Source organism: Verrucomicrobiia bacterium, from assembly GCA_019634635.1.
Taxonomy (GTDB): domain Bacteria; phylum Verrucomicrobiota; class Verrucomicrobiia; order Limisphaerales; family UBA9464; genus UBA9464.
In genome coordinates this window covers 136,410-156,214 of the sequence record JAHCBB010000009.1, presented here as the reverse complement: position 1 = coordinate 156,214, position 19,805 = coordinate 136,410, and the positions used below count along the sequence as shown (strand labels likewise).

The following is a 19,805-nucleotide window of genomic DNA, read 5'->3' as shown; positions in this document are numbered from 1 at the left end:
GAACTCAAACCGGGACTTGTCCTTATTCTCGCGGGGCCACCTGGAGCAGATCCCGATCGGGATCAATGGACCAGCGTCGGGCGACCTCCTTGAGATCAGCGTTCAATCCCCACTGATCCGGCAGAGGCGGTGCCAGATGGGCCGGCGACGCTCCTTTCAAGTGCATGCAACCCCGGTTGTTGCCGACCCTTTCAATGGTTGCCAGCTCGGCGTCAGTGAATGCAATTTCCGGAAGGCTTGCGAGTTCCTGCAGCTTGACCGCGATGGGCTTGGACCCGGGGGCAATTTCCTGGATGAGTGTCGGCACAACACTCTGAACGGCAGGCTGTTGGAGGCACCAGCAAGCTGCAAATTGAAGCGGCGTCAATTGATGTTGCTCCAAAATGGGCCCCAGATGACTCAGTTTATCGTTAGCGGATTCAATCCAGCCGGCAGGCCGAAATGAGCGATGATCCCCTTGGCCAAAGACATGCCCGGGTTTGACGTCTCCATGAAACACACCGCCGTAGTCCACGACCCGCGTCACCACGGACACATCGAAGGTTTGGGCCGCGGACAGACATAGCGATCCAGGCCAGGGCTCGAACGGGTTCAGGATGATCATTGCCCAGTCGAGGAGCGGTCCGAATCGCTCGAAACAAAGGATGAGGTCGAGGGTGAACCCGTTCGCGGGGCCTGGAGCGACTCCAAGGCTCCGGGAGAGTCCGCACGCACGGATCGAGTCGAGGACGTTCCAGACCCGATCACTGGAATAGCCTGTTTGGTCCGGATTGTGGAGCAGGAGGAGGTCGAAACGATCCGTCTGGCATCGTTCCAGAGACTTCTCCACAGCCATTCGAAGGTAACTGGAGTACTCCGAAGCGGACCTCAATTGGGGGTCCGTGAATCGCGGGTACCCTTTGGCGCCATCGCGGCGGGCGCTGTAGAAGTCGTGCCCCACCATACCGACGAGACAGTACGAGTCCCTCGGAATCCCCTCCAGAGCACGTCCTAGCAGGGAATCCGCAGATCCGTTACCGTAAACGTCTGCGGTGAGAAATGTTCGTACACCCAGCCGATACGCCTCGCGTACGAGGTCCATCCATTCGTCTTCGGTGAGGCAGCGACCATAGTTCATGAATCGTCCACCATTCCAAGTTCCAAAACAGGTGCGGGTGAGGTCCATAGCGAATCGCTGGGCACCCTATTCCAAAAGAGGGTCAACCGGCAATGTCGCAGTTCACGAGGGCGAAGTGGGCCAGTGGATGCCTCGGGGAGTTTCGGAACTTGTTCCACGTGGAACAGTTCTTGGCGCGACGAATCCGATCCATAACATCACCCAGCCATGTTCGTATATCCGAAACAGTATGACGTCATCGTCGTGGGTGGCGGACATGCGGGTGTTGAGGCCGCTCTGGCGTCCGCGCGCATGGGATGCCAGACACTGCTCTTGACGATCAATCTCGACACCATCGGGCAGATGTCCTGCAACCCTGCGATTGGTGGGTTGGCCAAAGGACACCTGGTTCGCGAGATAGACGCCCTTGGCGGCGAAATGGGCAGGAATACGGACCTCACGGGGCTCCAGTTTCGCATGTTAAACATGCGCAAGGGACCGGCGGTGAGGGCTCCGAGGGCTCAGTGCGACAAGAAGGCGTACCAATTTCGCTTGAAGTGGGTTTGCGAGCGGCAGCCGAATCTGGATTGCAAGCAAGGTCAGACCACCAGGCTGCTGCATCGGGAGGGACGGGTGACCGGCGTAGAGACGTCCATGGAAGTTCAGTTCCTTGGGAAGGCGGTCGTGATCACCACGGGAACCTTTCTCCGCGGCCTGATGCACGTGGGATCGAATCAACAAGCTGGTGGCCGCGCCGGGGAGGCTGCGGCGATGAACTTGTCGGAATCCCTCCGAGAGATGGGTTTGGAGCTTGGAAGGCTGAAGACGGGCACGCCTCCGAGATTGGTCCGGAAAACAGTGGACTTTTCCAAATGTGAAGTTCAGCTAGGGGACGAACCCGTGCCATGGTTCTCATTCTGGAGGGAGGAACTGCTGGATTCGGCAATGTTCCACGTGGAACATCCGCCGCAGCCGTTTGGGAATTCCACCCCTCTTGAGGACGAACCAAGGGTTGGGGCAGGCCGTTCGTACCCGCGGGGATCTGTTCTCGATCGCATCGGAGGGCAATTGCCGTGTCACATCACGTACACGACTGACCGAACCCGCGAGTTGATTCTGGCGAATTTGCATCGGTCCCCGATGTATTCCGGCGTAATCGAGGGTGTCGGTCCTCGATACTGCCCGAGTATCGAGGACAAGTTTGTCCGCTTTGCGGACAAGGAGAGTCACCAGATCTTTTTGGAGCCTGAGGGTGTGGAAACGGACGAGATCTACGTGAATGGATTCTCGACCTGCCTTCCGTTCGAGATCCAGGTTGAGATGGTCCGGTCCATCCGGGGTTGCGAGTGCGCAGAGATCATGCGTCCGGCCTATGCGGTGGAATACGACTTTAGTGATCCGACCCAATTGGTGGCTTCGTTGGAGACAAAGTCCTGCAAGGGGTTGTTCCTCGCGGGGCAGATCAACGGTACGTCGGGTTACGAAGAGGCTGCAGCCCAAGGGATTGTGGCTGGCGTAAATGCAGCCTTAAGCGTGGATGGACGTCCCCCGATGACCTTGCGTCGAGATCAGGCCTACATCGGAGTCTTGATTGACGATCTGATCACGAAGGGCACTCCGGAACCGTATCGGATGTTCACATCCCGGGCGGAGTATCGGCTTCTCCTGCGCCAGGATAATGCAGACCTTCGATTGGCGGCGATTGGGTCCGAGGTTGGACTGCTTTCGAAACGAAGGCTTGAGCGGGTTATCGAGAAACAGCGATTGATTGCGGCAGAAATCCAACGACTCGAAACGACACGGTCGGCTTCAGAAACCCTGGCTCAACGCCTCCGGCGACCAGATCAGGATTACGCTGCGGTCGTTGGAGTGGGGCATGGATTCGATCCAAGTGTCGTTGAGCAAGTGGAGCTAACGATAAAGTATTCTGGGTATATTGCGAGGCAGCAATCCGAAGTTGAGCGAATGAAGAGCTCCGAGGTCTCCAGGATTCCAGAATGGATTGCGTACGAGAGGGTTCCGGGCCTTCGGGAAGAGGCCCGGCAACAACTGGTACGCCTGCGGCCGGAAACCTTCGGTCAGGCCAGTCGCATATCCGGGGTCAGCCCTTCCGATTTGAGCTTGGTGATGGTTTGGTCGCGCAGAGGTCCGGATCCATTGTCAGCGGACGCCCACCAACCCACAGCGCCAGGAGAGGCTAGCGATAACGATTCTTGAGTGGATTGAAATTTACTGAATCAGCCGGTCTTCTGGGCGCTCGGGGCCCGGTGTGGCTTGGATATCCAAGCGGATGACCACTTGATCCCGGATCAAGTCGTTGGGCTTTCCAGGATAGTTAATGTTAAAGTCACGTCGGTTGATTGCAAATTCCGCCTTGAGGGCGGCCGTTTCCGGCGAGATGGAGACTTGAGCCGGAAACGAGATTCCCTTTGTAACTCCGTGAAGGTTGAGGTTGCCGTTGACCTGATGGTTTTCCCCGGCGGGCTCGATGGAGGTGATGGTGAAGGAGCTGACCGGATACTGCGCGACATCGAAGAAATCCGGACTGATCAAGTGGCCGGTGAGGCGATCGTTGTCGGACCAGAGGGAGCGCATGCTGATCGTGATTTCCGGCGCACCCGCGAGCTTGCCATCCCCGACCCGGAAACTTCCGACGACGTTGGTAAATCCTCCGTCGTGGCTTCCGGTGACCTTGGATCCGGTGAAGCCGACGCTGGACCCGGCACGAACGCGATACTCAATGCCGGAAGCGCCCGCCGCGGTGGGAACCGGCATGGGAGCGGTGGCACTGGTCTGGGGGACGTTGCTGGCGGGATCGCTGCATCCCGCGAGAACCAGAACGGCGGCGATGAGGATCAGTGGGGAGTCGGCGTTCTTGGGCATGTGGGAAAATGAGTGCATGGGCAAGGTGGTGGCTCCCTTCCGTCCGTCAATCCGTGATTTACCCGGACCATTTGCAGGTGAAGAATCGCGGCCGTGTTTCGCCGTGACGATCACGCTGGGAGCAGGGACGGGTGGGCCTCGGTCGGGCGTTTGTCGGCCTTGGAGGCGCGCAGATGATCCCGCCGTGGACCCGCCCGGAGGCCATTCTACAATCGCTGCGTATCCAGCGCAGTTTCCATCAGTGGCTTGGAAGGGATCTGGTCCCGCCCTGTGCCGATCGCCTGGATGCGGCGACTGCGCTGTTTCACGCAGAGAAGGTGGTCGTCTCGCACGGCGTTGAAGCGGACCCGGTGTTGAATTATGGCAACGCAAAGGCGCTGGAATTGTGGGAGATGACCTGGGAGGAGTTGGTGCAAACTCCTTCGCGAATGACTGCCGAGCCGGTGGAGCAGGAGGAACGGGCAAGGTTGCTGGGGGAGGTCCGGATCCGCGGCTACACCCATGGGTATGCCGGCGTGCGTGTTTCAAGACGTGGGCGGCGCTTCAGGATCACCGGGGCCACCGTATGGAACCTTGTGGACGATGCCGGGGCCCCGGCCGGCCAGGCGGCCGCCTTCGATTCCTGGGAATTCCTCTAGACTCCAACGAATCAACGAATGAGTGCCGCACGGAGTCCCAGTCCCACGCGAGTTCGGCGGCGCATGGGGCTGGATCGGGGGCCTTGGGGCAACCGGCTGCGAGTGGTCGCGGCGGCCATGGTCCTCTTGGGTGAGGGGTTCGGGGCGTCCGAAGGCGGGAAGGCGGCGGCGTTCCGGATCGGGGTGGTGGATGGGGCAACCGGACGCGGGGTGCCCCTGGTGGAGTTTCGCACCGTGAACGGGATCCGCCACTGGACCGATTCCAACGGGCTGATTGCGTTCTCCGAGCCGGGATTGATGGGACGGGAGGTGTACTTCCATATCGAGAGCGACGGGTACGGCGTGGATGCCGATGCGTTCGGCAACCGGGGGATTCGGCTGCGATTGGAGCCCGGCGGCCTGGCCCGGGTGGAGATTCAGCGGAGCGATGTGGCCGAACGGCTTTACCGCGTGACGGGTCAGGGGATCTATCGCGACTCCGTGATCCTCGGAGCCGCGGTACCGCTGCAGCAACCGGTGATCAATGGCGGGGTGGCGGGTCAGGACACGGTCGTCGCCGCGGTGTATCGGGAACGCATCCACTGGTTCTGGGGTGATACGGAACGCTTTTCGTATCCGTTGGGGAATTTCTCGGCGGCCGGTGCGACTTCGGAACTGCCCGGCCGCGGCGGGCTCCCCCCATCGCGGGGTGTGGATCTGGAGTATTTTGTCGGCCCCGATGGCTTCACTGCGCCAATGTGTCCGGATTTTGGTCCGGGCCTGCACTGGATCGAGTCGGTGTTCGTGCTGCCGGATGCCGACGGGCGCGAACGCCTCATGGCAAGGGTTGCCAGCCAGCTGGGACTGGAGCCCGCCTATGCCTGGCATCTCGCGGTCTGGGACGACGAGCATCGCCAATTCACCTCCCGCGTGCGCTGGGACCTCCGACGAGGCCATGATTCCGCGCATCCGTTCGTCGCAACGGCTGACGCGATCGCCTATTTGTTCGTGTACCCGGATCATCGCGTCCAGGCGAATTGGGCGGCGGTCACCAATCTGGCGCGCTACGAATCCTTCACCTTTGTGGACGATACCGGCGGGGTGGACCGTCACGCGGACGGATCCCTGAGGTGGCAATGGCGCCCGGGAGCACCCCGGTTGGACCTGGAGGCGCGACGGCGTCTGGTGTCCACCGGAATCCTGCGCGGCGACGAGCCGGGGCTGCGGACCCTCGATGCCGGGTCGGGGGCATCCGTCGAGCTGCATCGGGGGTCGGTGTTTTGGAATGCGTGGCGGCGCCGGTGGATCCGGATCGCCTCGGGGAAACCGGGGGACATATGGTACTCCGAGGCGTTGTCCCCGGTGGGCCCCTGGAAATACGCCCGCCGGATTGTCTCCCACCGGGCCTACAACCTGTACAATCCCACCCAGCACCCGTTTTTCGACGAGGACGGCGGCCGGGTGGTGTATTTCGAGGGCACTTACACGGCGGCGTTCTCGGCGGCCCGGGAGAAGACACCCAGATATGACTACAATCAGATGCTCTACCGGCTGGATCTTTCCGATGAACGACTGCGGATTCCGGAGCCCGGCGGATCTCCGCTGGACCCGGTGCCCATCCAAGCCATGGAGCCCTGACCCCCGCATCTGATGCCCCTCGGACGCCTCTATCCGCTCGCGGGTCTCCCCGGTCAGCGACAGCTCTGGTCCTGGATCTCCTTCGATGTTGCGAACCAGTCGTTTACGCTGATCATCAACACGCTGCTGTTTTCGATCTTCTTTTCGGTGGTTGTGGTGCGTGACGATGCGATAGACGACCGGCTCTGGGCGATCACCTACGGCAGCAGCATGTTGTTGTGCGCCCTGGCCTCGCCGGTGACCGGTGCGATGGCCGATGAGCGGGCGTCGAAGAAGGCGTGGCTTCTGGGAACCGGTCTGGCCTGCAGTCTTCTGACGTGTGCGCTCGGGCTGGTCCAGCCGGGTCAGGTGGTGCTCGCGATGGCGCTCTACATCCCGGCCAACTTCGCGTTCTCCATCGGCGAGAATTTTCTCTCCAGCTTCCTTCCGTCGCTTGCGCGACCGGGTGAACTGGGGCGGGTGAGCGGCTTCTCCTGGGGTTGCGCGTACGCAGCGGCACTCCTGCTGCTGATCACGACGGCGGCGGCGATGGTGCTCACGGGGCGGACCGGACCGGATCAATGGCGGCCGTTCTTCGTGTTTGCCGGGCTTTGGTTCCTGGCCTTTTGTGTCCCCACACTGGTCTGGCTGCGGGAGCCGGGCCTTCCGGCGGCGGCCCATACCCGGCGCAGCCTCGTCGCGGTGGGGTTCGCGCGCCTGGGGGAATCCCTGCGGGAGACCGCCTCACGACGGGACCTGGCGATGCTCCTGGGGGCGTCGCTGTTTTACGGCACCGGCACCAGCGTGGTGATTTTCTTTGCGAGCAAGCTCGCCGCGGAGTTTGGGTTCACCCAGGTGCGTCTGGTGATGTTCATCGCCGTGATCACGGTGTCCGGAATCGCCGGGACGGTGCTGCCGATCTTGTATCAGGACCGGTTCGGACACCGCCGCATGACCCTCGGCCTCCTGGGCTTGTGGCTGCTGACGACGGCCGCATTTGCAGGATTCGCCTTCTACCACGAAGTGCAAACCCGGACTGGTGGCGGGGCCGGGGTCCCGACCTGGCCGCTATGGCTCATCGGAAACCTGCTGGGATTTGGACTGGGCTCGCTGGGCGCGGCCAACCGGGCCTTTGTGGGATTTCTGGCACCGGTGGGGCGCGAGGCGGAGACCTTTGGGATGTGGGGTTTGGTGTTCAAACTCTCGGCGCTGATGACCTTTCCGTTTGCGTGGATGAAGGACGTCGCGGGGACTCCCTCGGCGCTCCTCGTCCTCACGGGATTCGTGCTTGCCGGCTTTTTGCTGACCTTGCTCGTCAATGAACAGCGGGGCCGGAAGGCGGCGCTTGCGGCCGGGGCGCGCGGAATCTGACCACGGGCTTTCTCAATTGCCCGATCGGCGTCACGGAGCTACACGGAGCGCCATGATATCCGTGACCGTCCGGGTCGGGCTCCCGCTGCTGCTTGCGCTGGTTGCGGTGTCCTGCTCGAGCCCGTCGGCTCGATCGGACCGCACCCCGAAGTCCGGGGTGCGCGGGAGGGTGGAGTTCACCGGCGAGGTCCCTGCGCCGCGCCGGATCGTGGTCCCGGCATCCTTCGGGAACACCATGCCCGCCACGGTGTTCGTCCAGCCTTACCCAGTCGGCCCCACGGGGGGCCTGGGTGAGGTGCTGGTCTACATCGCCGATCCGCCGGCGATCGCATTCGACCCGCCCTATGGCGAGGCGCTCCTGAGGATCACGAACACGGTTTGCCAACCGGCGCTGCTGGCGGTGATCACCAATCAACCAGTCCGGTTCCAGGTGGCGGGCGGTCCGCCGCTCAATTTGCAGGCAGCGCCGAGGGCGGGCGGCGGATGGAACCGCGCCGTCAGGTCGGGAGGCGAATTTGTGGTGCGTTTTGAGCAACCAGACCTCCATGTGAAGATCAGCGAAAACAATGCCCCCTGGCTTGCCGCCCGCATTGCGGTGTTCGATCACCCGTGGTTTGCCGTCACCGACGCCTCGGGGGCGTTCACGCTGCCCCCGCTGCCCCCCGGGGAGTACACACTGGAGGCGAGCCATCGGCGGTGCGGTTTTCAGGAGCACAAGATCGTGGTCACCGCGGCCGGGGCGCAGATCGTCCTTGAGATGGCTCCTCCGGGAACCGCCGAGTGAGGCACAGCCGGCCGGACTTTAGGGGAATTGGAGATGAATTTTCCTCCGGTCTGGATCAGCGTTGGCCGCGCATGAACCTCCAGGCTGCTGCGGCTGCATTCACGCTGGTTCTGACGACCGGTCTTGTCGTTGGGGGAGTGGTGACGATCGGTCCGGTGACCTTCACCGTTCCGGAGGGCTTCACGGTGGAATTGGCGGCGGGGGCCGACCTGGCCCCCCGCCCGGTCAGTGCCTGTTTCGACGACCAGGGGCATTTGTACGTGACCGATTCGTCGGGATCCAACAAGCCCCCTGCCGAACAGCTCAAGGACCCGGATCATCGGATCCTCCGGCTCGCCGATCGGGATGGAGACGGGGTGTTCGATGACGCCGTGGTGTTCGCCGACCGGGTGATGTTTCCCCAAGGCTGCCTTTGGCACGAAGGTTCGGTGTACGTCGCGGCGCCACCGAGTCTGTGGAAATTCACCGACACCGATGGCGACGGCATCGCGGACCGGCGCGAAGAATGGTTCCGGGGCGGGACGCTGACGGGGTGCGCCAACGACCTCCACGGACCTCACCTGGGTCCGGACGGATGGCTGTACTGGACGAAGGGGGCTTTTGCCGAGCAGACCCATCCGCTGGGCAGCGGCCGGACGCTGCAGGATCGGGCTGCCCATATCTATCGGGCGCGTCCGGACGGCACCGGCCTTGAAGTGGTGATGTCCGGCGGCATGGACAACCCGGTGGAGGTTGCCTTCACCGCCGATGGCGAGGCAGTGTTTACCAGCACGTTCATTGATTTCTCGCAACCGGGGTTTCGCGACGGCATTGCCCACGCCATTCAGGGTGGGGTGTTTGGAAAGGCCAATGAAGTTCTGGAGGATGGGAGGGTGGTCCGGACTGGTCCCGAGCTGTTCCATCCGTTTTATCAGGCCGGCCCGTCGGCGGAATGCGGGCTGGCTCGTTACACCGGCACTGCTTTCGGGCCCGGGTACCGGGATAACCTCTTCGCGACTTCCTTCAATCTCCACAAGGTGACCCGCCACACGCTTCGACCGGACGGCGCCTCGTTGGCCTGTGACTCTGCGGATTTTATGACAACCGATCATCCCGATTTCCACCCGACGGATGTGCTTGAGGATGCCGATGGCAGCCTGCTCGTGGTGGATACCGGGGGTTGGTACAAATTATGTTGCCCGAGTTCTCAGCTGGTGAAGCCGGATGTCCTCGGAGCCATCTACCGGGTGCGTCGTCAGGGAGCGGAGCGAGCGAAGGATTTGTGGGGACGAGCCCAAAGGCCTGCGGTATCGGATGCCGGCGGTTTGGAGACGGCGCTCCGGGGGTTGTCGGATGAAAGCTGGGCCATCCGGGATGCGGCCGCCCGTTGGCTGGTGCGGATCGGGAACCCGGCGGTGGACGGACTCCGCCGGATGGCGGCGGCTCCGGGGGCCGGGGGTGCCGGACAAGAGCCGCTGTGGACCCTTTTCAAGATAGGCACCCCTGCGGCAAGTGCGGTGCTCGTGCAGGCACTGGAGCATCCAGATCCGCTGTCGCGCCGCGTGGCGGCCAAGGCGCTGTCATTGCAGCCCGATTTGGAGGTGGCAGCGCCCCTGACCCAGTTGCTTCGCGCGGAAGACCCGGCACTGGTTCGCTCAGGTGCCGAAGGACTTGGCCGCCTGGGAGCCCGCGAGGCGGTGCCAGCGTTGCTGTCCGCAGCCGGGCGTCCGGCGGTGGACCCATTTCTTCAGCACAGTCTGATCCATGCCCTGATCCGCATCGGTGACGGCGCGGAGACCCGAAAGGGACTGGGTGCGCCGTCGGCCACTGCGCGACGTGCCGCCTTGATCGCGCTTGACCAGATGGAAGCGGGCGGTCTGACGGTTGCCGAATTGACGCCGTTTCTCGACGATCCAGACGAGCGGACGCGGACGGCTGCGGATTGGATTGTCTCCAGCCGGGCGGAATGGGGTGGTGAGCTGGCCGCGCTGTTTCGATCGCGCCTTCGAGACCACGGGCCGGGGGATCTCGGGTCGTGGAACCGGAGGTTGGCCCTGTTGACCCGGGATGCCCAGGGCCGTGGGTTGCTGGCGGAGGCCGCCGGGGACCCTGGGTGGGATCCGACGACCCGGGAGGCGGCGTTGCAAGCGATGTCAGCAGCCCGGTTGACGGAGCCGCCGGAAGGTTGGGAGGCCGCGGTGTGTGCGGCCTTGTCGGAGCCTGCGGGTCCGGTCAGGCGAGCGGCGATTGCTGCAAGCCGCTCGATGTCTGGATCCGCTGGAATCGCCGGGGCCCTGCGAAGCTGCGCCCGCGACGAAGCGCTTCCGGCGGCGCTGCGGTTGGAAGCCCTCGATGCGCTGGCGGCCGGGACGGTGCTGTCCGGACCGGAGTTTTCCTTCCTCCTGACCCAACTGGATCCCGGGAATCCGCCTCAGCTGCGGGCCGCCGCGGCCCGGGTGATCTCCAGGTCCGCTTGGGCGCCGTCGGAGCTGTCGGTTCTGGCCGGGCGGATCCCGGAGGCTGGGCCCTTGGAGCTGGCGCTGATGCTGTCGGCCTTTGATGGCGGGGGTGACGAGGCGCTCGGACGGCAGTTACTGGCCGCGCTCCGGGCATCCCCAAGCGCCCGGGCGTTGCATCCCGGACAATGGACACCGCGCTTTGCAAAGTTTCCGGAACCGGTGCGTGAGGAGGCTGCTGCACACATCGCAAGCATCCACACCGACGCTGCCAGCCAGGCAGCGCGATTGGATGTCCTGTTGGAAAGTTTGCAACAAATGAAGGGGGACATTCGTCGCGGTCAGGAGGTCTTCAATGGCGCCAGGGCGGCCTGTGCCTCCTGCCACCGGATCGGATACCTCGGCGGAGATGTGGGACCCGAGCTCACCCGGATTGGCGAGGTGCGGAGTGAACGCGATCTGCTGGAATCCATTGTCTATCCCAGCCTCAGTTTCGTCCGCAGCTACGAACCAACCCGGATCTCCCTGCGGGACGGTGAGGAGATCCAGGGCATCGTCCGGAGCGAGTCGTCCGAGGAGGTGACGGTGGTGACCGGTCCCGGGGCAGTGCAGCGGATTCGCAGGAGTGACATCGCTGCAATGGAGCCGGGGGGGATCAGCGTGATGCCCGGCGGACTGGACGAACAGCTCAGCCGGCAGGAACTGGCGGACCTGCTGCTGTTCGTCAAGGCGGTCCGCTGGCAATAGATGTAACCAGACGCCTCCCGGGAAAGTCTCGATGGGAGATACCGTCTTCCGATAACACCCTCGGGCGAACCGCCCCGGGGCTTGGAAGGCCATTTGTGTTCCTCAATTACAGCAACCTCATCCTCGTGAAGACCTGGTCACCTGCACTCTTGTCGGCCGTCCTGCTCGGCCTTGGCACCACCCTCAACGCCGCCGATGCCGGCCCAAAGGACGACGTCCTGGCGGCCGTCCGGAAGCTGGCGGACGCACCAAATTATTCCTGGCGCTCCACCAGTGAACCGGGTGGGGGAGGCGGGGGCGGGGGGGGTGGCGGGCGGATGCGGCAGGGCCCGACCGACGGCAAGGCCGACAAGGAAGGTCTGATTCAGCTCACCATGAGCCGCGGAGACTCCACGACCGAGGCCTATTTGAAGGGCGACAAGTCTGCGGTGAAGACGCCGGATGGGTGGAAGTCGGCTGACGAACTCTCGAGTGGCGGCGGGGAGGGACCCGGAGGACGGGGAAATCCCGGCAGAATGCTGGCGTGGACGCTTCAGGGCTACAAAGCGCCCGCGGTGGAAGCCCAGGAGCTTGCGGGCAAGGTCAGGGACTGGAAGAAATCGGGTGACGAAATCACCGGGACGCTGACACCGGAGGGGGCCAAGGAGTTCCTGGTGCGCACGCCGCGGCGTGGCGGCGGGGGGGGGCCATCCAGTTCCGACGAAAGAGGCACGGTTCGGTTCTGGCTCAAGGATGGCGCCCTGGTGAAGTATGAGTTGCAGGTTCAGGGATCCATGGAGTTCAACGGCAACAGCCGCGACATCAACCGGACCACGACCGTGGAGATCAAGGACGTCGGCAGCACCCGAATCGCGGCTCCGGAGGACGTGCAAAAGAAGTTGTCTTGAGTCTTGAAGGGCGCCGGGGTTTCCGGCGCCCTTCCCCCATTCCTAGGACGCGTCTTCCCATGTCAACCCTTCTCGATCCTGCGCCCCGGCGGCGCTTTCTGCGCCGGGCCCTCCTTGGTGCAACAGCCTTGTGGACGGTTCCGGGTCTCTACGCGGAACAGTTGCTTCGGACACCGGCGCAGACCGAGGGGCCCTTTTACCCCAAGCCCCTGCCGCTGGACACGGACAATGACCTGCTCGTGGTCAACGATTCCCTGACTCCCGCCGCCGGAGTGGTGACTTACGTGAGCGGCCGCATCCTCGATGGCCGCGGCGAACCGGTCCGAAACGCACTCGTCGAGATCTGGCAGTGCGACGACCACGGCGTGTATCTGCATCCGGGCTCGGAAAACGGGGCGCGTCGCGACGGCAACTTTCAGGGATTCGGGCGGTTCCTGACCGGAACGTCCGGGGAGTACCTGTTTCGGACCATTCGGCCGGTCCCCTACCCCGGGCGGACCCCGCACATCCATTACAAGGTCAAGCGGGCCGGGAAAGAGCTGCTGACGACCCAGTGCTACATCAAGGGGCATCCGGGCAACGAGACGGACGGCATCTGGAAGGGCCTGCAGGATCCGAGGCTTCGCGACCTCGTGACGGTGGATTTCGTTTCGCTGCCGGGCGCGGTCGCCGGCGAACAGGCGGCCCGGTTTGACATCCTGCTGGGTTGGACGCCGCAGCTGTAACCTTCGGATGCATCCAATGAGACCCGTCCTTTCGCTTCTGGCCCTGCTGGCGTTGGTTACCCCTGCGCTGCGGGCCCAGGACTGGGCAAAGCCACGCCTGGAGAATTCACCGCGGCACCTGGAGTGGGTGAAGGTGAAGCATGGGGACCGGGAGGTGAACTGCTTCCTTGGGTATCCCCAGGCTCGCGAGAAGGCGCCGGCAGTGGTGGTGATCCATGAGATTTTCGGGCTCTCAGACTGGGTACGTGGCGTGGTGGACCAGCTTGCGGAGGCGGGCTTTATCGCCATTGCGCCGGACTTGTTGTCGGGCATGGCCCCAGGTGGTGGTGGGACCCCTGAGTTCGGCGGCGGCGACATGGTCCGGCGTGCGGTGTCAGGATTGCCCCCGGACCAGGTGACCGCGGATCTGGATGCCGTGGTGGCGCATGTGGCGGCGTTGCCTGCATCCAGTGGGTTGGTGACCGTTGGGGGCTTCTGCTGGGGCGGATCGCAGACGTTCCGGTTCGCCACGAACAACCGCAAGGTGAAGGCGGCATTCGTGTTCTACGGGTCCGGACCGGACCTGCCTGCGGAACTCGCCCGGATCGAGTGCCCGGTGTACGGCTTTTACGGCAGCGACGATGCCCGGGTGAATGCGACAATTCCAACCAGCCGGGAATTGATGGAGCGCGTGGGCAAGGTCTATGAACCGGTGGTCTACGAGGGCGCCGGCCACGGATTCATGCGATCGGGCGAGGCGCCGGATGCCACCGAGGCCAACCGCAAGGCGCGCGAGGAGGCCTGGAAGCGGTGGCGCGAGGTCCTCAGGAAGCTGTAGGACCGGGTCCCGCGGGTTTTCGGCCGCGACCGACGACTCCGTTCGATCCGTCCGCAAGCTCCACGTCCTGCAGACCGGCCTCCAGAAACCAGGAACGAATCGTTTCCGGAGTCTGTGGGTCGTCGTAGGCGGGGGCGAGCATGTCGAAGGTATCGAGAACCGCCCAATCCTCCAGGAGGTTTGGCGACAGCGGATACATCCCCTGGTAATCGGCGATGAGCAGTTTCCAGTTGAGATTCCGACCGTACGGCAAGCGGTGCAACCCGCGGGTGAGAGGCCAGAGGGTGCGCACGTAGCGCTCCACCAACGGGTACAGCCGTTCCGGGGGAATCCTGCGGGTGATGGGCCGCGCCCAGTACTTGGTGATCGTCCACTGTTTCCACCACGGGAACCGCCGGTACACATCCACGGCGAGGTGCCCTCCTGGCTTGAGGAAACGGGGCAGTTGCTGGAAGGAGCGGTGGACGTCGGGTGTGTGCTGCAGGACGCCCAGGCAGAACACCCGGTCAAAGGAGGCGCAGGCAAAGGGCATCGCATAGATGTCCCCCTGGACGATCAGCAGGTTCGGATGATGTCCATTGGAGGAAAAATTGGCGTCCACTGCAGCGCTGTAGTCGAGCGACACCAGGAGGGCGCCGGTGCGCACCACAATCTCGGTGAAGCGGCCCGCACCGCACCCCGCCTCCAGCAGGGTTTGTCCGTCGAGCTGGCGCGGCCACCGGGTGTCGCTAAAGAACCGGTTCTCGGTCAGAGGAAGCCCGGTAAAGCTGTCGAGCTGGGTGGCGGCATGCCGGTTCCACTGCAGGCCAAACCCTGCGGCGTAGTTGGCCTCGGGGACGAACCGCGGCACGCCGCCGCGGATGGGATAACTGGCCGGGCAGGCGCGACAGTCCAGCGCGCCTTCCATGACGTGATCGGAGGCAAGTTGCGGTCCGGTGCCCAGGGCCAACGGCCCCCGGCATGCCGGACAGACCAACAAGGGTTGATGCTCAAGTCTCATGACGTCCGCAGGCCCACCCGGGGAGGGGTGAATGTCGCGCAGGGTATGGCGGCGGCTTCCGATGGTTAAGCGGCTGTCACAAAAATCTGCGGGCGCTGCCCGGAGGACGAGCGAGTTGCTTTTTCTCCGAACGATCCCGAATTCGGGGGTAATGTCTTCCGCGATGCATGTCTGCGAGGGACTGACGGAACGATTCAGGATCGGTTCGGTGCCGTATCTGAATGCGGTACCGTTGACGCACGCCCTTGGATCCGGGGTGACCCTGCTCCCGCCCTCGCGGCTCGCGGACGAGTTGCATGCGAATCGGCTGGATGCCGCCCTCGTCAGTGTCACGGAATCGCTCCTGTTTCCCGGTTACAGGGTCGTGGATGGCGTGGGCATCGTCTCCCATGGGGAGGTGGCCAGCGTGATCTTGGCGCATCGTCCTGCCCTTGAAGCCGTGGATCGGGTCTTTGTGGATCCGGCGTCGCGAACGAGCGTGGAGTTGATGAGGATGCTGCTCGCGGCGCGCGGGATCCATCCCCGGTTCGAGGCGCTAGGCGCCTATTCCGACGCGGTCTTCCGGGATGCCGTGCTGCTGATCGGAAATGCGGCGATCGCATTCCGGCGGTCGGGGCCGCCGCACACGCTCTGGGATCTCGGATCCGCATGGAAGGAACTTACGGAACTGCCGTTCGTGTATGCGGTGTGGGCTGTTCGGGAGGACGTCGCGGAGCCGGCGCTCGCGGATGGCCTTCGGGCGGCGGCGGCGGCAGGAATGGCGGCGCTCCCGGAGTTGGTGGCCACGCGATCCGAGTACGACAGGGCCTTCCGCCAAGCCTATCTTGGCGGACACATCCGGTATGTCGTGGGGGATCGTGAGAAGGCCGGGCTGGCACATTTTGCGGCGCTGCTCGGGCAGTATGGCGGCCGGCCGGCCGTTACGGTGCGATGGTTCTGAGGTGGGGACAGGCCTTACTTGATGCCCATCAATCGTTCCCGCCAGATTCGGAACAGGGCCACGGTGGCAACCACGTCGCGGAGGCAGTACTCGGCGATCTCACGGTGGCGTCCGGCGGCCAGGAGGTCGTTGACATCCATGCCGGTGACGCCATCGGCCTTCGGGGAGGGAATGCCAAAGGACTTGCAGTAGAAGTCGAGGTTGAACCTGCGGGCCGCGCCGTCCCGTCCGCTCACGTTGTAGAATGTGAATTGCTCGGCCAGGTCGCAGTGCGGCTCGATCTGATACCGGTAGCCAAGCCAGTCCTTCCGCGTGATCGGCACATTGAGCAGCGCCGAGCGAAGATAAAGGAACGGGACGTCGAAGCCCCGCCCGTTAAAGGTCACCACCTGGTCGTAACGGCGGGCGACATCCCAAAAGGCGGTCAGGAGTTCAGATTCGTCCGCCTGGGGCGCGAATTCGACGCCACCGGGGGAGTCGAGTTCTTCCTCGAAATCGTCGGACTGGTACAGCACCTGACCCCTGCCGGTGTCGGCGTTGACCATGGCAATGCAGACGACCTGGGCGGTGAGGGGCCAGAGATTGAACTGCTGGGTGATCTCGGCACGACGTCGGGCCTGCTCCGCCGGGTCCTCCAGGCGCGAAGCCTCGCGGAACAGGTATTCCTGCTGGGTTTCGTCGAAATGCTCCAGGCCGAGGGCGGAGGTTTCGATGTCGAACACCAGGTGGGCCATGGGAGTTCGGGGAGCGGAGTCAATCCCGCCGGCGATTCAGCCGGCCGGCGGGGGCGGGGGAGCAACCGGGACGGGGCAGCCCGGGTTGCGCAACGGCGCAACGCACGGCGCCCGTCCCGGCGGGTCTAACCCTCGGGCGGCCTATTTCTTCTTGGCCGGTTTCTTCTTGGCGGCGGGCTTCGCCGCCTTTTTCGGGGCTGCTTTCTTTTTCGGGGGCATTCCTCTCACCTCCATTCAAACATCTTCATCGCGGCGACTGACACCGCGTTTAAGTAGGGAAGCATGCTGTTGGTTCCGGAAGATGTTAGGTGGTTGTAACGAAGCGCCGTGTCGGGGCGCCAGCAATTTCGCAAAACAATTTTCAAGGAATGGGGTTGCCCCGATGGGGCCCGCTGCCTTGCCTCGAACGGGGGCGTCCCTACGCTCGAAGGCGCAATGTCCGCGTCCGGCGAATCCCCAGTGACTCCGATGATGGCGCAGTACCGGCGCATCAAGTCGGGCCTGCCGCATGATGCGCTGCTGCTCTTTCGCCTCGGGGATTTCTACGAGCTGTTTTTTGAGGACGCCGTCACCGGCGCACAGTTGCTCAACCTGGCGCTGACCCGTCGCAACGGAGTCCCGATGTGCGGCCTGCCCTACCATGCGGCTCCCGGATACATTGGGCGCCTGCTGCGCCACGGTCGCAAGGTGGCGCTGTGCGACCAGGCGGGTGAGGCGCGCCCGGGACGGCTTGTGGAGCGTGAAGTCACCGCGATCCTGTCCCCGGGAACCCACTTCGACGAGCGACTCCTCCACGCGGACCGCAACAACTTCCTGGCCGCGGCGTGCTTCCAGGGTGGCACGTTTGGTCTCGCCTGTGTGGACCTGACCACAGGGGATTTCAGGGTGACGGAAACCGACGACCCCCGGGCGTTTCTCGCGGAGGTCGAGCGATTGCGTCCCGCGGAACTGCTTCATCCGGCGGAATCGGCGGACTTGAAGGAACTCGTGGAGACCGGGGATTCCGGGACTGCCGGCGCGAGCCGCGGCACGGGGCCGCAGCGCGTGGCTTATGAGGATTGGACCTTCCAGCAGGAGACGGCCGTTTTCACGCTCCGGGATCATTTCAAGGTGGCATCGCTCGACGGCTATGGCCTGCGGCAGCGGGCCGCCGCGACGGGGGCCGCTGGTGCCGTGCTCCACTACCTGGTGCATCAGTTGCGTCGGGACGTCACCCATCTCACGCGCCTGACGTATTACGGGACTGGAGACCACCTCGTCCTGGACGCCGTGTCCCTGCGAAACCTGGAGATTCTCGAGCCACTCCGTGCGGACGCCCGGCGGGATCTGACGCTGTTCGCCGCGGTGAACCGGACCGCGACACCGATGGGAGCGCGGCGCCTGCGCGATTGGCTCACACAGCCCCTGGCTTCCGTTGCGGGCATCGAGGCGCGCCAGGAGGCCGTGGCGGCCTGGCAGCGATCTCCGGAGACTCTGGCGGGATTTCGCGCGCGTCTGGCGGAGGTGCGTGATCTCGAGCGGACCCTGTCGCGACTGAGCCTGGGCTCGGGCAACGCGCGGGACCTGGTGGCCCTGCGCATCGCCCTCGAACAGGTGCCGGGGCTGTGCGACCTGGTGGTCCAGGCGGCGGCCAAGCCCCGGGCGCGTGAGTTGATTCAGCCGGAACCCGTGGCGGAGGCTCAGGCCCTGCTGGGACACCTGGCCGCCGATCTCGCCGACCTGCCGGCGCTCGTGGACCTTTTGAAGGTAGCCATCCAGGACGAGCCGCCCTTGACGGTGCGGGAAGGCGGCATGATCCGCGACGGGTATAGTCCGGAGCTGGACGCACTCCGGGCCGCGGCGCGCGGGGGACGGGAGTGGTTGGCGCAGTTGCAGCAGGAGGAGAGCGCACGGACGGGCATCCCGTCGCTCAAGGTCGGCTTCAACTCGGTGTTCGGCTATTATCTGGAGGTGACCCGGGCTCACCTCTCGAAGGTGCCGCTGGAATGGGTGCGCAAGCAGACCGTCTCCACCGGCGAGCGGTTTATCACCGAAGCGCTGAAGGCGATGGAGTCCAGGATCCTGGGTGCGGACGAGCGGGCGACGCGGTTGGAACATGACCTGTTCCAGCAGGTGCGCAGCGAGGTGCTTGGAGAACTGCGACGGATCCAGGGGACGGCGCTGGCGGTCGGGCAACTTGATGTCCTGGCATCCTTTGCCGAGACGGCCCGGACCCGGGACTGGGTCCGGCCCGAAGTCGGGGACGCCGGGCTGCTTCGGATCCGGGACGGAAGGCATCCGGTCCTCGACAGCGCCAACCCGGGCGAACGGTTTGTGCCGAACGACACGGACCTCGATCCCGCGGCGTCCCAGATCGCGCTGATCACGGGCCCGAACATGGCCGGCAAGAGCACGTACATCCGGCAGGTGGCGCTGCTGGCCCTGCTGGCGCACACCGGGGCCTGTGTCCCGGCGGGGGCGGCACGGGTGGATTTGCTGGACCGCATCTTCACCCGCATCGGTGCCAGCGATGATCTGGCCCGGGGGCAGAGCACGTTCATGGTCGAGATGAGCGAGACGGCCAACATCCTGAACAACGCCACCCGCCGAAGCCTGGTGATCCTTGACGAGATCGGCCGTGGCACGAGTACCTTCGACGGGCTCAGCCTGGCATGGAGCATCGTGGAGCATCTTCATCATCAGGTCGGAGCCAAGACCCTCTTCGCCACCCACTATCATGAGTTGACCGAACTCGGTTCCACGCCGGTTGATCCGGCGTCCGGGACTCCGGCTCCGGCGCCGGGACCGCCGGTGCTCGCGCGGGTGCGCAATTTCCATGTTGCGGTGCGGGAATATGGCGAACAGCTGGTGTTTCTGCGGAAGGTGCAGCCTGGGGCCACTGACAAAAGCCACGGCATCCAGGTCGCGCGCCTCGCCGGGGTGCCGCCACCGGTGATTGCCCGGGCCCGGGAGATTCTCCGGGTGCTGGAAGAGGCCGAACTCAATCTTCAGGCCGGGCTGTCCGGAGGGACGCCGGCAGATCCTGCCGAGGCGGACGGACGCCGCCGGCGGGCGCGTCGCGAGCCCTTTCGCCGGCTGCAGCCCGGGTCGCAACTCGATCTCTTCCTGGGTGGGACTTAAGGACATCCCGCCGGCGGGTCGGTGGAATCGCG

15 protein-coding genes are annotated in these 19,805 nt (G+C 64.3%); 11 read left to right on the top strand and 4 right to left on the bottom strand.

Going from position 1 to position 19,805, the window contains the following annotated elements; translation table 11 throughout:
* Positions 1-22: 22 nt before the first annotated feature.
* The gene (locus KF791_08640; protein MBX3732647.1) at positions 23-1,165 is read right to left on the bottom strand and encodes an aldo/keto reductase; all 1,143 of its coding nucleotides are present in this window, start codon (positions 1,163-1,165) and stop codon (positions 23-25) included.
* 159 nt (positions 1,166-1,324) lie between these two features.
* Here KF791_08640 and KF791_08635 point away from each other — a divergent pair, with 159 nt between their 5' ends.
* Positions 1,325-3,313 (top strand): tRNA uridine-5-carboxymethylaminomethyl(34) synthesis enzyme MnmG, encoded by a 1,989-nt coding sequence (locus KF791_08635; GenBank protein MBX3732646.1) that lies wholly within the window; start codon positions 1,325-1,327, stop codon positions 3,311-3,313.
* Between the two features lie 12 nt (positions 3,314-3,325).
* Here KF791_08635 and KF791_08630 read toward each other — a convergent pair whose 3' ends face one another.
* On the bottom strand, positions 3,326-3,997 hold the full coding sequence (locus KF791_08630; GenBank protein ID MBX3732645.1) for a YceI family protein: 672 nt from the start codon (positions 3,995-3,997) through the stop codon (positions 3,326-3,328).
* A 155-nt stretch (positions 3,998-4,152) separates the two neighbouring features.
* Between KF791_08630 and KF791_08625 the strand changes: the two genes are divergently transcribed.
* The 8 genes from KF791_08625 to KF791_08590 all read left to right on the top strand — a co-directional run bounded on the left by KF791_08625 (position 4,153) and on the right by KF791_08590 (position 13,979).
* Positions 4,153-4,617, top strand: a complete 465-nt coding sequence (locus tag KF791_08625) for an MEKHLA domain-containing protein (protein MBX3732644.1) — start codon at positions 4,153-4,155, stop codon at positions 4,615-4,617.
* Between the two features lie 18 nt (positions 4,618-4,635).
* Positions 4,636-6,234 carry a hypothetical protein gene (locus tag KF791_08620; GenBank protein MBX3732643.1) on the top strand — a complete coding sequence of 533 codons (1,599 nt, stop codon included), beginning with the start codon at positions 4,636-4,638 and terminating at the stop codon, positions 6,232-6,234.
* A 12-nt stretch (positions 6,235-6,246) separates the two neighbouring features.
* Positions 6,247-7,584 (top strand): MFS transporter, encoded by a 1,338-nt coding sequence (locus tag KF791_08615; GenBank protein ID MBX3732642.1) that lies wholly within the window; start codon positions 6,247-6,249, stop codon positions 7,582-7,584.
* 52 nt (positions 7,585-7,636) lie between these two features.
* Positions 7,637-8,368 carry a hypothetical protein gene (locus KF791_08610; GenBank protein ID MBX3732641.1) on the top strand — a complete coding sequence of 244 codons (732 nt, stop codon included), beginning with the start codon at positions 7,637-7,639 and terminating at the stop codon, positions 8,366-8,368.
* Positions 8,369-8,439: 71 nt separating this feature from the next.
* Positions 8,440-11,550 (top strand): HEAT repeat domain-containing protein, encoded by a 3,111-nt coding sequence (locus tag KF791_08605; protein ID MBX3732640.1) that lies wholly within the window; start codon positions 8,440-8,442, stop codon positions 11,548-11,550.
* 125 nt (positions 11,551-11,675) lie between these two features.
* Positions 11,676-12,437 (top strand): hypothetical protein, encoded by a 762-nt coding sequence (locus tag KF791_08600; GenBank protein ID MBX3732639.1) that lies wholly within the window; start codon positions 11,676-11,678, stop codon positions 12,435-12,437.
* A 59-nt stretch (positions 12,438-12,496) separates the two neighbouring features.
* A complete protein-coding gene (locus KF791_08595; GenBank protein ID MBX3732638.1) occupies positions 12,497-13,162 on the top strand; it encodes an intradiol ring-cleavage dioxygenase in 666 nt (221 codons plus the stop codon).
* A gap of 16 nt (positions 13,163-13,178) precedes the next feature.
* Entirely contained in the window at positions 13,179-13,979 is an 801-nt protein-coding gene (locus KF791_08590; GenBank protein MBX3732637.1) for a dienelactone hydrolase family protein, read from the top strand.
* Here the strand turns inward: KF791_08590 and KF791_08585 are convergent.
* A complete protein-coding gene (locus KF791_08585; GenBank protein ID MBX3732636.1) occupies positions 13,966-14,979 on the bottom strand; it encodes a methyltransferase domain-containing protein in 1,014 nt (337 codons plus the stop codon). The genes KF791_08590 and KF791_08585 overlap by 14 nt on opposite strands.
* A gap of 151 nt (positions 14,980-15,130) precedes the next feature.
* Here KF791_08585 and KF791_08580 point away from each other — a divergent pair, with 151 nt between their 5' ends.
* Positions 15,131-15,919, top strand: a complete 789-nt coding sequence (locus tag KF791_08580; GenBank protein MBX3732635.1) for a menaquinone biosynthesis protein — start codon at positions 15,131-15,133, stop codon at positions 15,917-15,919.
* 14 nt (positions 15,920-15,933) lie between these two features.
* On the opposite strand, the gene KF791_08575 is transcribed toward KF791_08580, so the two are convergent.
* Complete coding sequence (locus KF791_08575) at positions 15,934-16,653, bottom strand: 3'-5' exonuclease (GenBank protein MBX3732634.1); 720 nt, start codon at positions 16,651-16,653, stop codon at positions 15,934-15,936.
* A gap of 468 nt (positions 16,654-17,121) precedes the next feature.
* On the opposite strand from KF791_08575, the gene mutS reads away from it, so the two are divergent.
* On the top strand, positions 17,122-19,773 hold the full coding sequence (gene mutS, locus KF791_08570; GenBank protein ID MBX3732633.1) for a DNA mismatch repair protein MutS: 2,652 nt from the start codon (positions 17,122-17,124) through the stop codon (positions 19,771-19,773).
* Positions 19,774-19,805: the final 32 nt, after the last annotated feature.

Coding starts and splice junctions, on each gene's coding strand:
- KF791_08630 (MBX3732645.1), bottom strand. CDS start 3,997: ATGCACTCATTTTCCCACATGCCCAAGAACGCCGACTCCCCACTGATC.
- KF791_08620 (MBX3732643.1), top strand. CDS start 4,636: ATGAGTGCCGCACGGAGTCCCAGTCCCACGCGAGTTCGGCGGCGCATG.
- KF791_08575 (MBX3732634.1), bottom strand. CDS start 16,653: ATGGCCCACCTGGTGTTCGACATCGAAACCTCCGCCCTCGGCCTGGAG.
- KF791_08635 (MBX3732646.1), top strand. CDS start 1,325: ATGTTCGTATATCCGAAACAGTATGACGTCATCGTCGTGGGTGGCGGA.
- KF791_08580 (MBX3732635.1), top strand. CDS start 15,131: ATGTCTTCCGCGATGCATGTCTGCGAGGGACTGACGGAACGATTCAGG.
- KF791_08585 (MBX3732636.1), bottom strand. CDS start 14,979: ATGAGACTTGAGCATCAACCCTTGTTGGTCTGTCCGGCATGCCGGGGG.
- KF791_08625 (MBX3732644.1), top strand. CDS start 4,153: ATGATCCCGCCGTGGACCCGCCCGGAGGCCATTCTACAATCGCTGCGT.
- KF791_08640 (MBX3732647.1), bottom strand. CDS start 1,165: ATGGACCTCACCCGCACCTGTTTTGGAACTTGGAATGGTGGACGATTC.
- KF791_08610 (MBX3732641.1), top strand. CDS start 7,637: ATGATATCCGTGACCGTCCGGGTCGGGCTCCCGCTGCTGCTTGCGCTG.
- KF791_08605 (MBX3732640.1), top strand. CDS start 8,440: ATGAACCTCCAGGCTGCTGCGGCTGCATTCACGCTGGTTCTGACGACC.
- KF791_08615 (MBX3732642.1), top strand. CDS start 6,247: ATGCCCCTCGGACGCCTCTATCCGCTCGCGGGTCTCCCCGGTCAGCGA.
- KF791_08595 (MBX3732638.1), top strand. CDS start 12,497: ATGTCAACCCTTCTCGATCCTGCGCCCCGGCGGCGCTTTCTGCGCCGG.
- mutS (MBX3732633.1), top strand. CDS start 17,122: ATGATGGCGCAGTACCGGCGCATCAAGTCGGGCCTGCCGCATGATGCG.
- KF791_08590 (MBX3732637.1), top strand. CDS start 13,179: ATGAGACCCGTCCTTTCGCTTCTGGCCCTGCTGGCGTTGGTTACCCCT.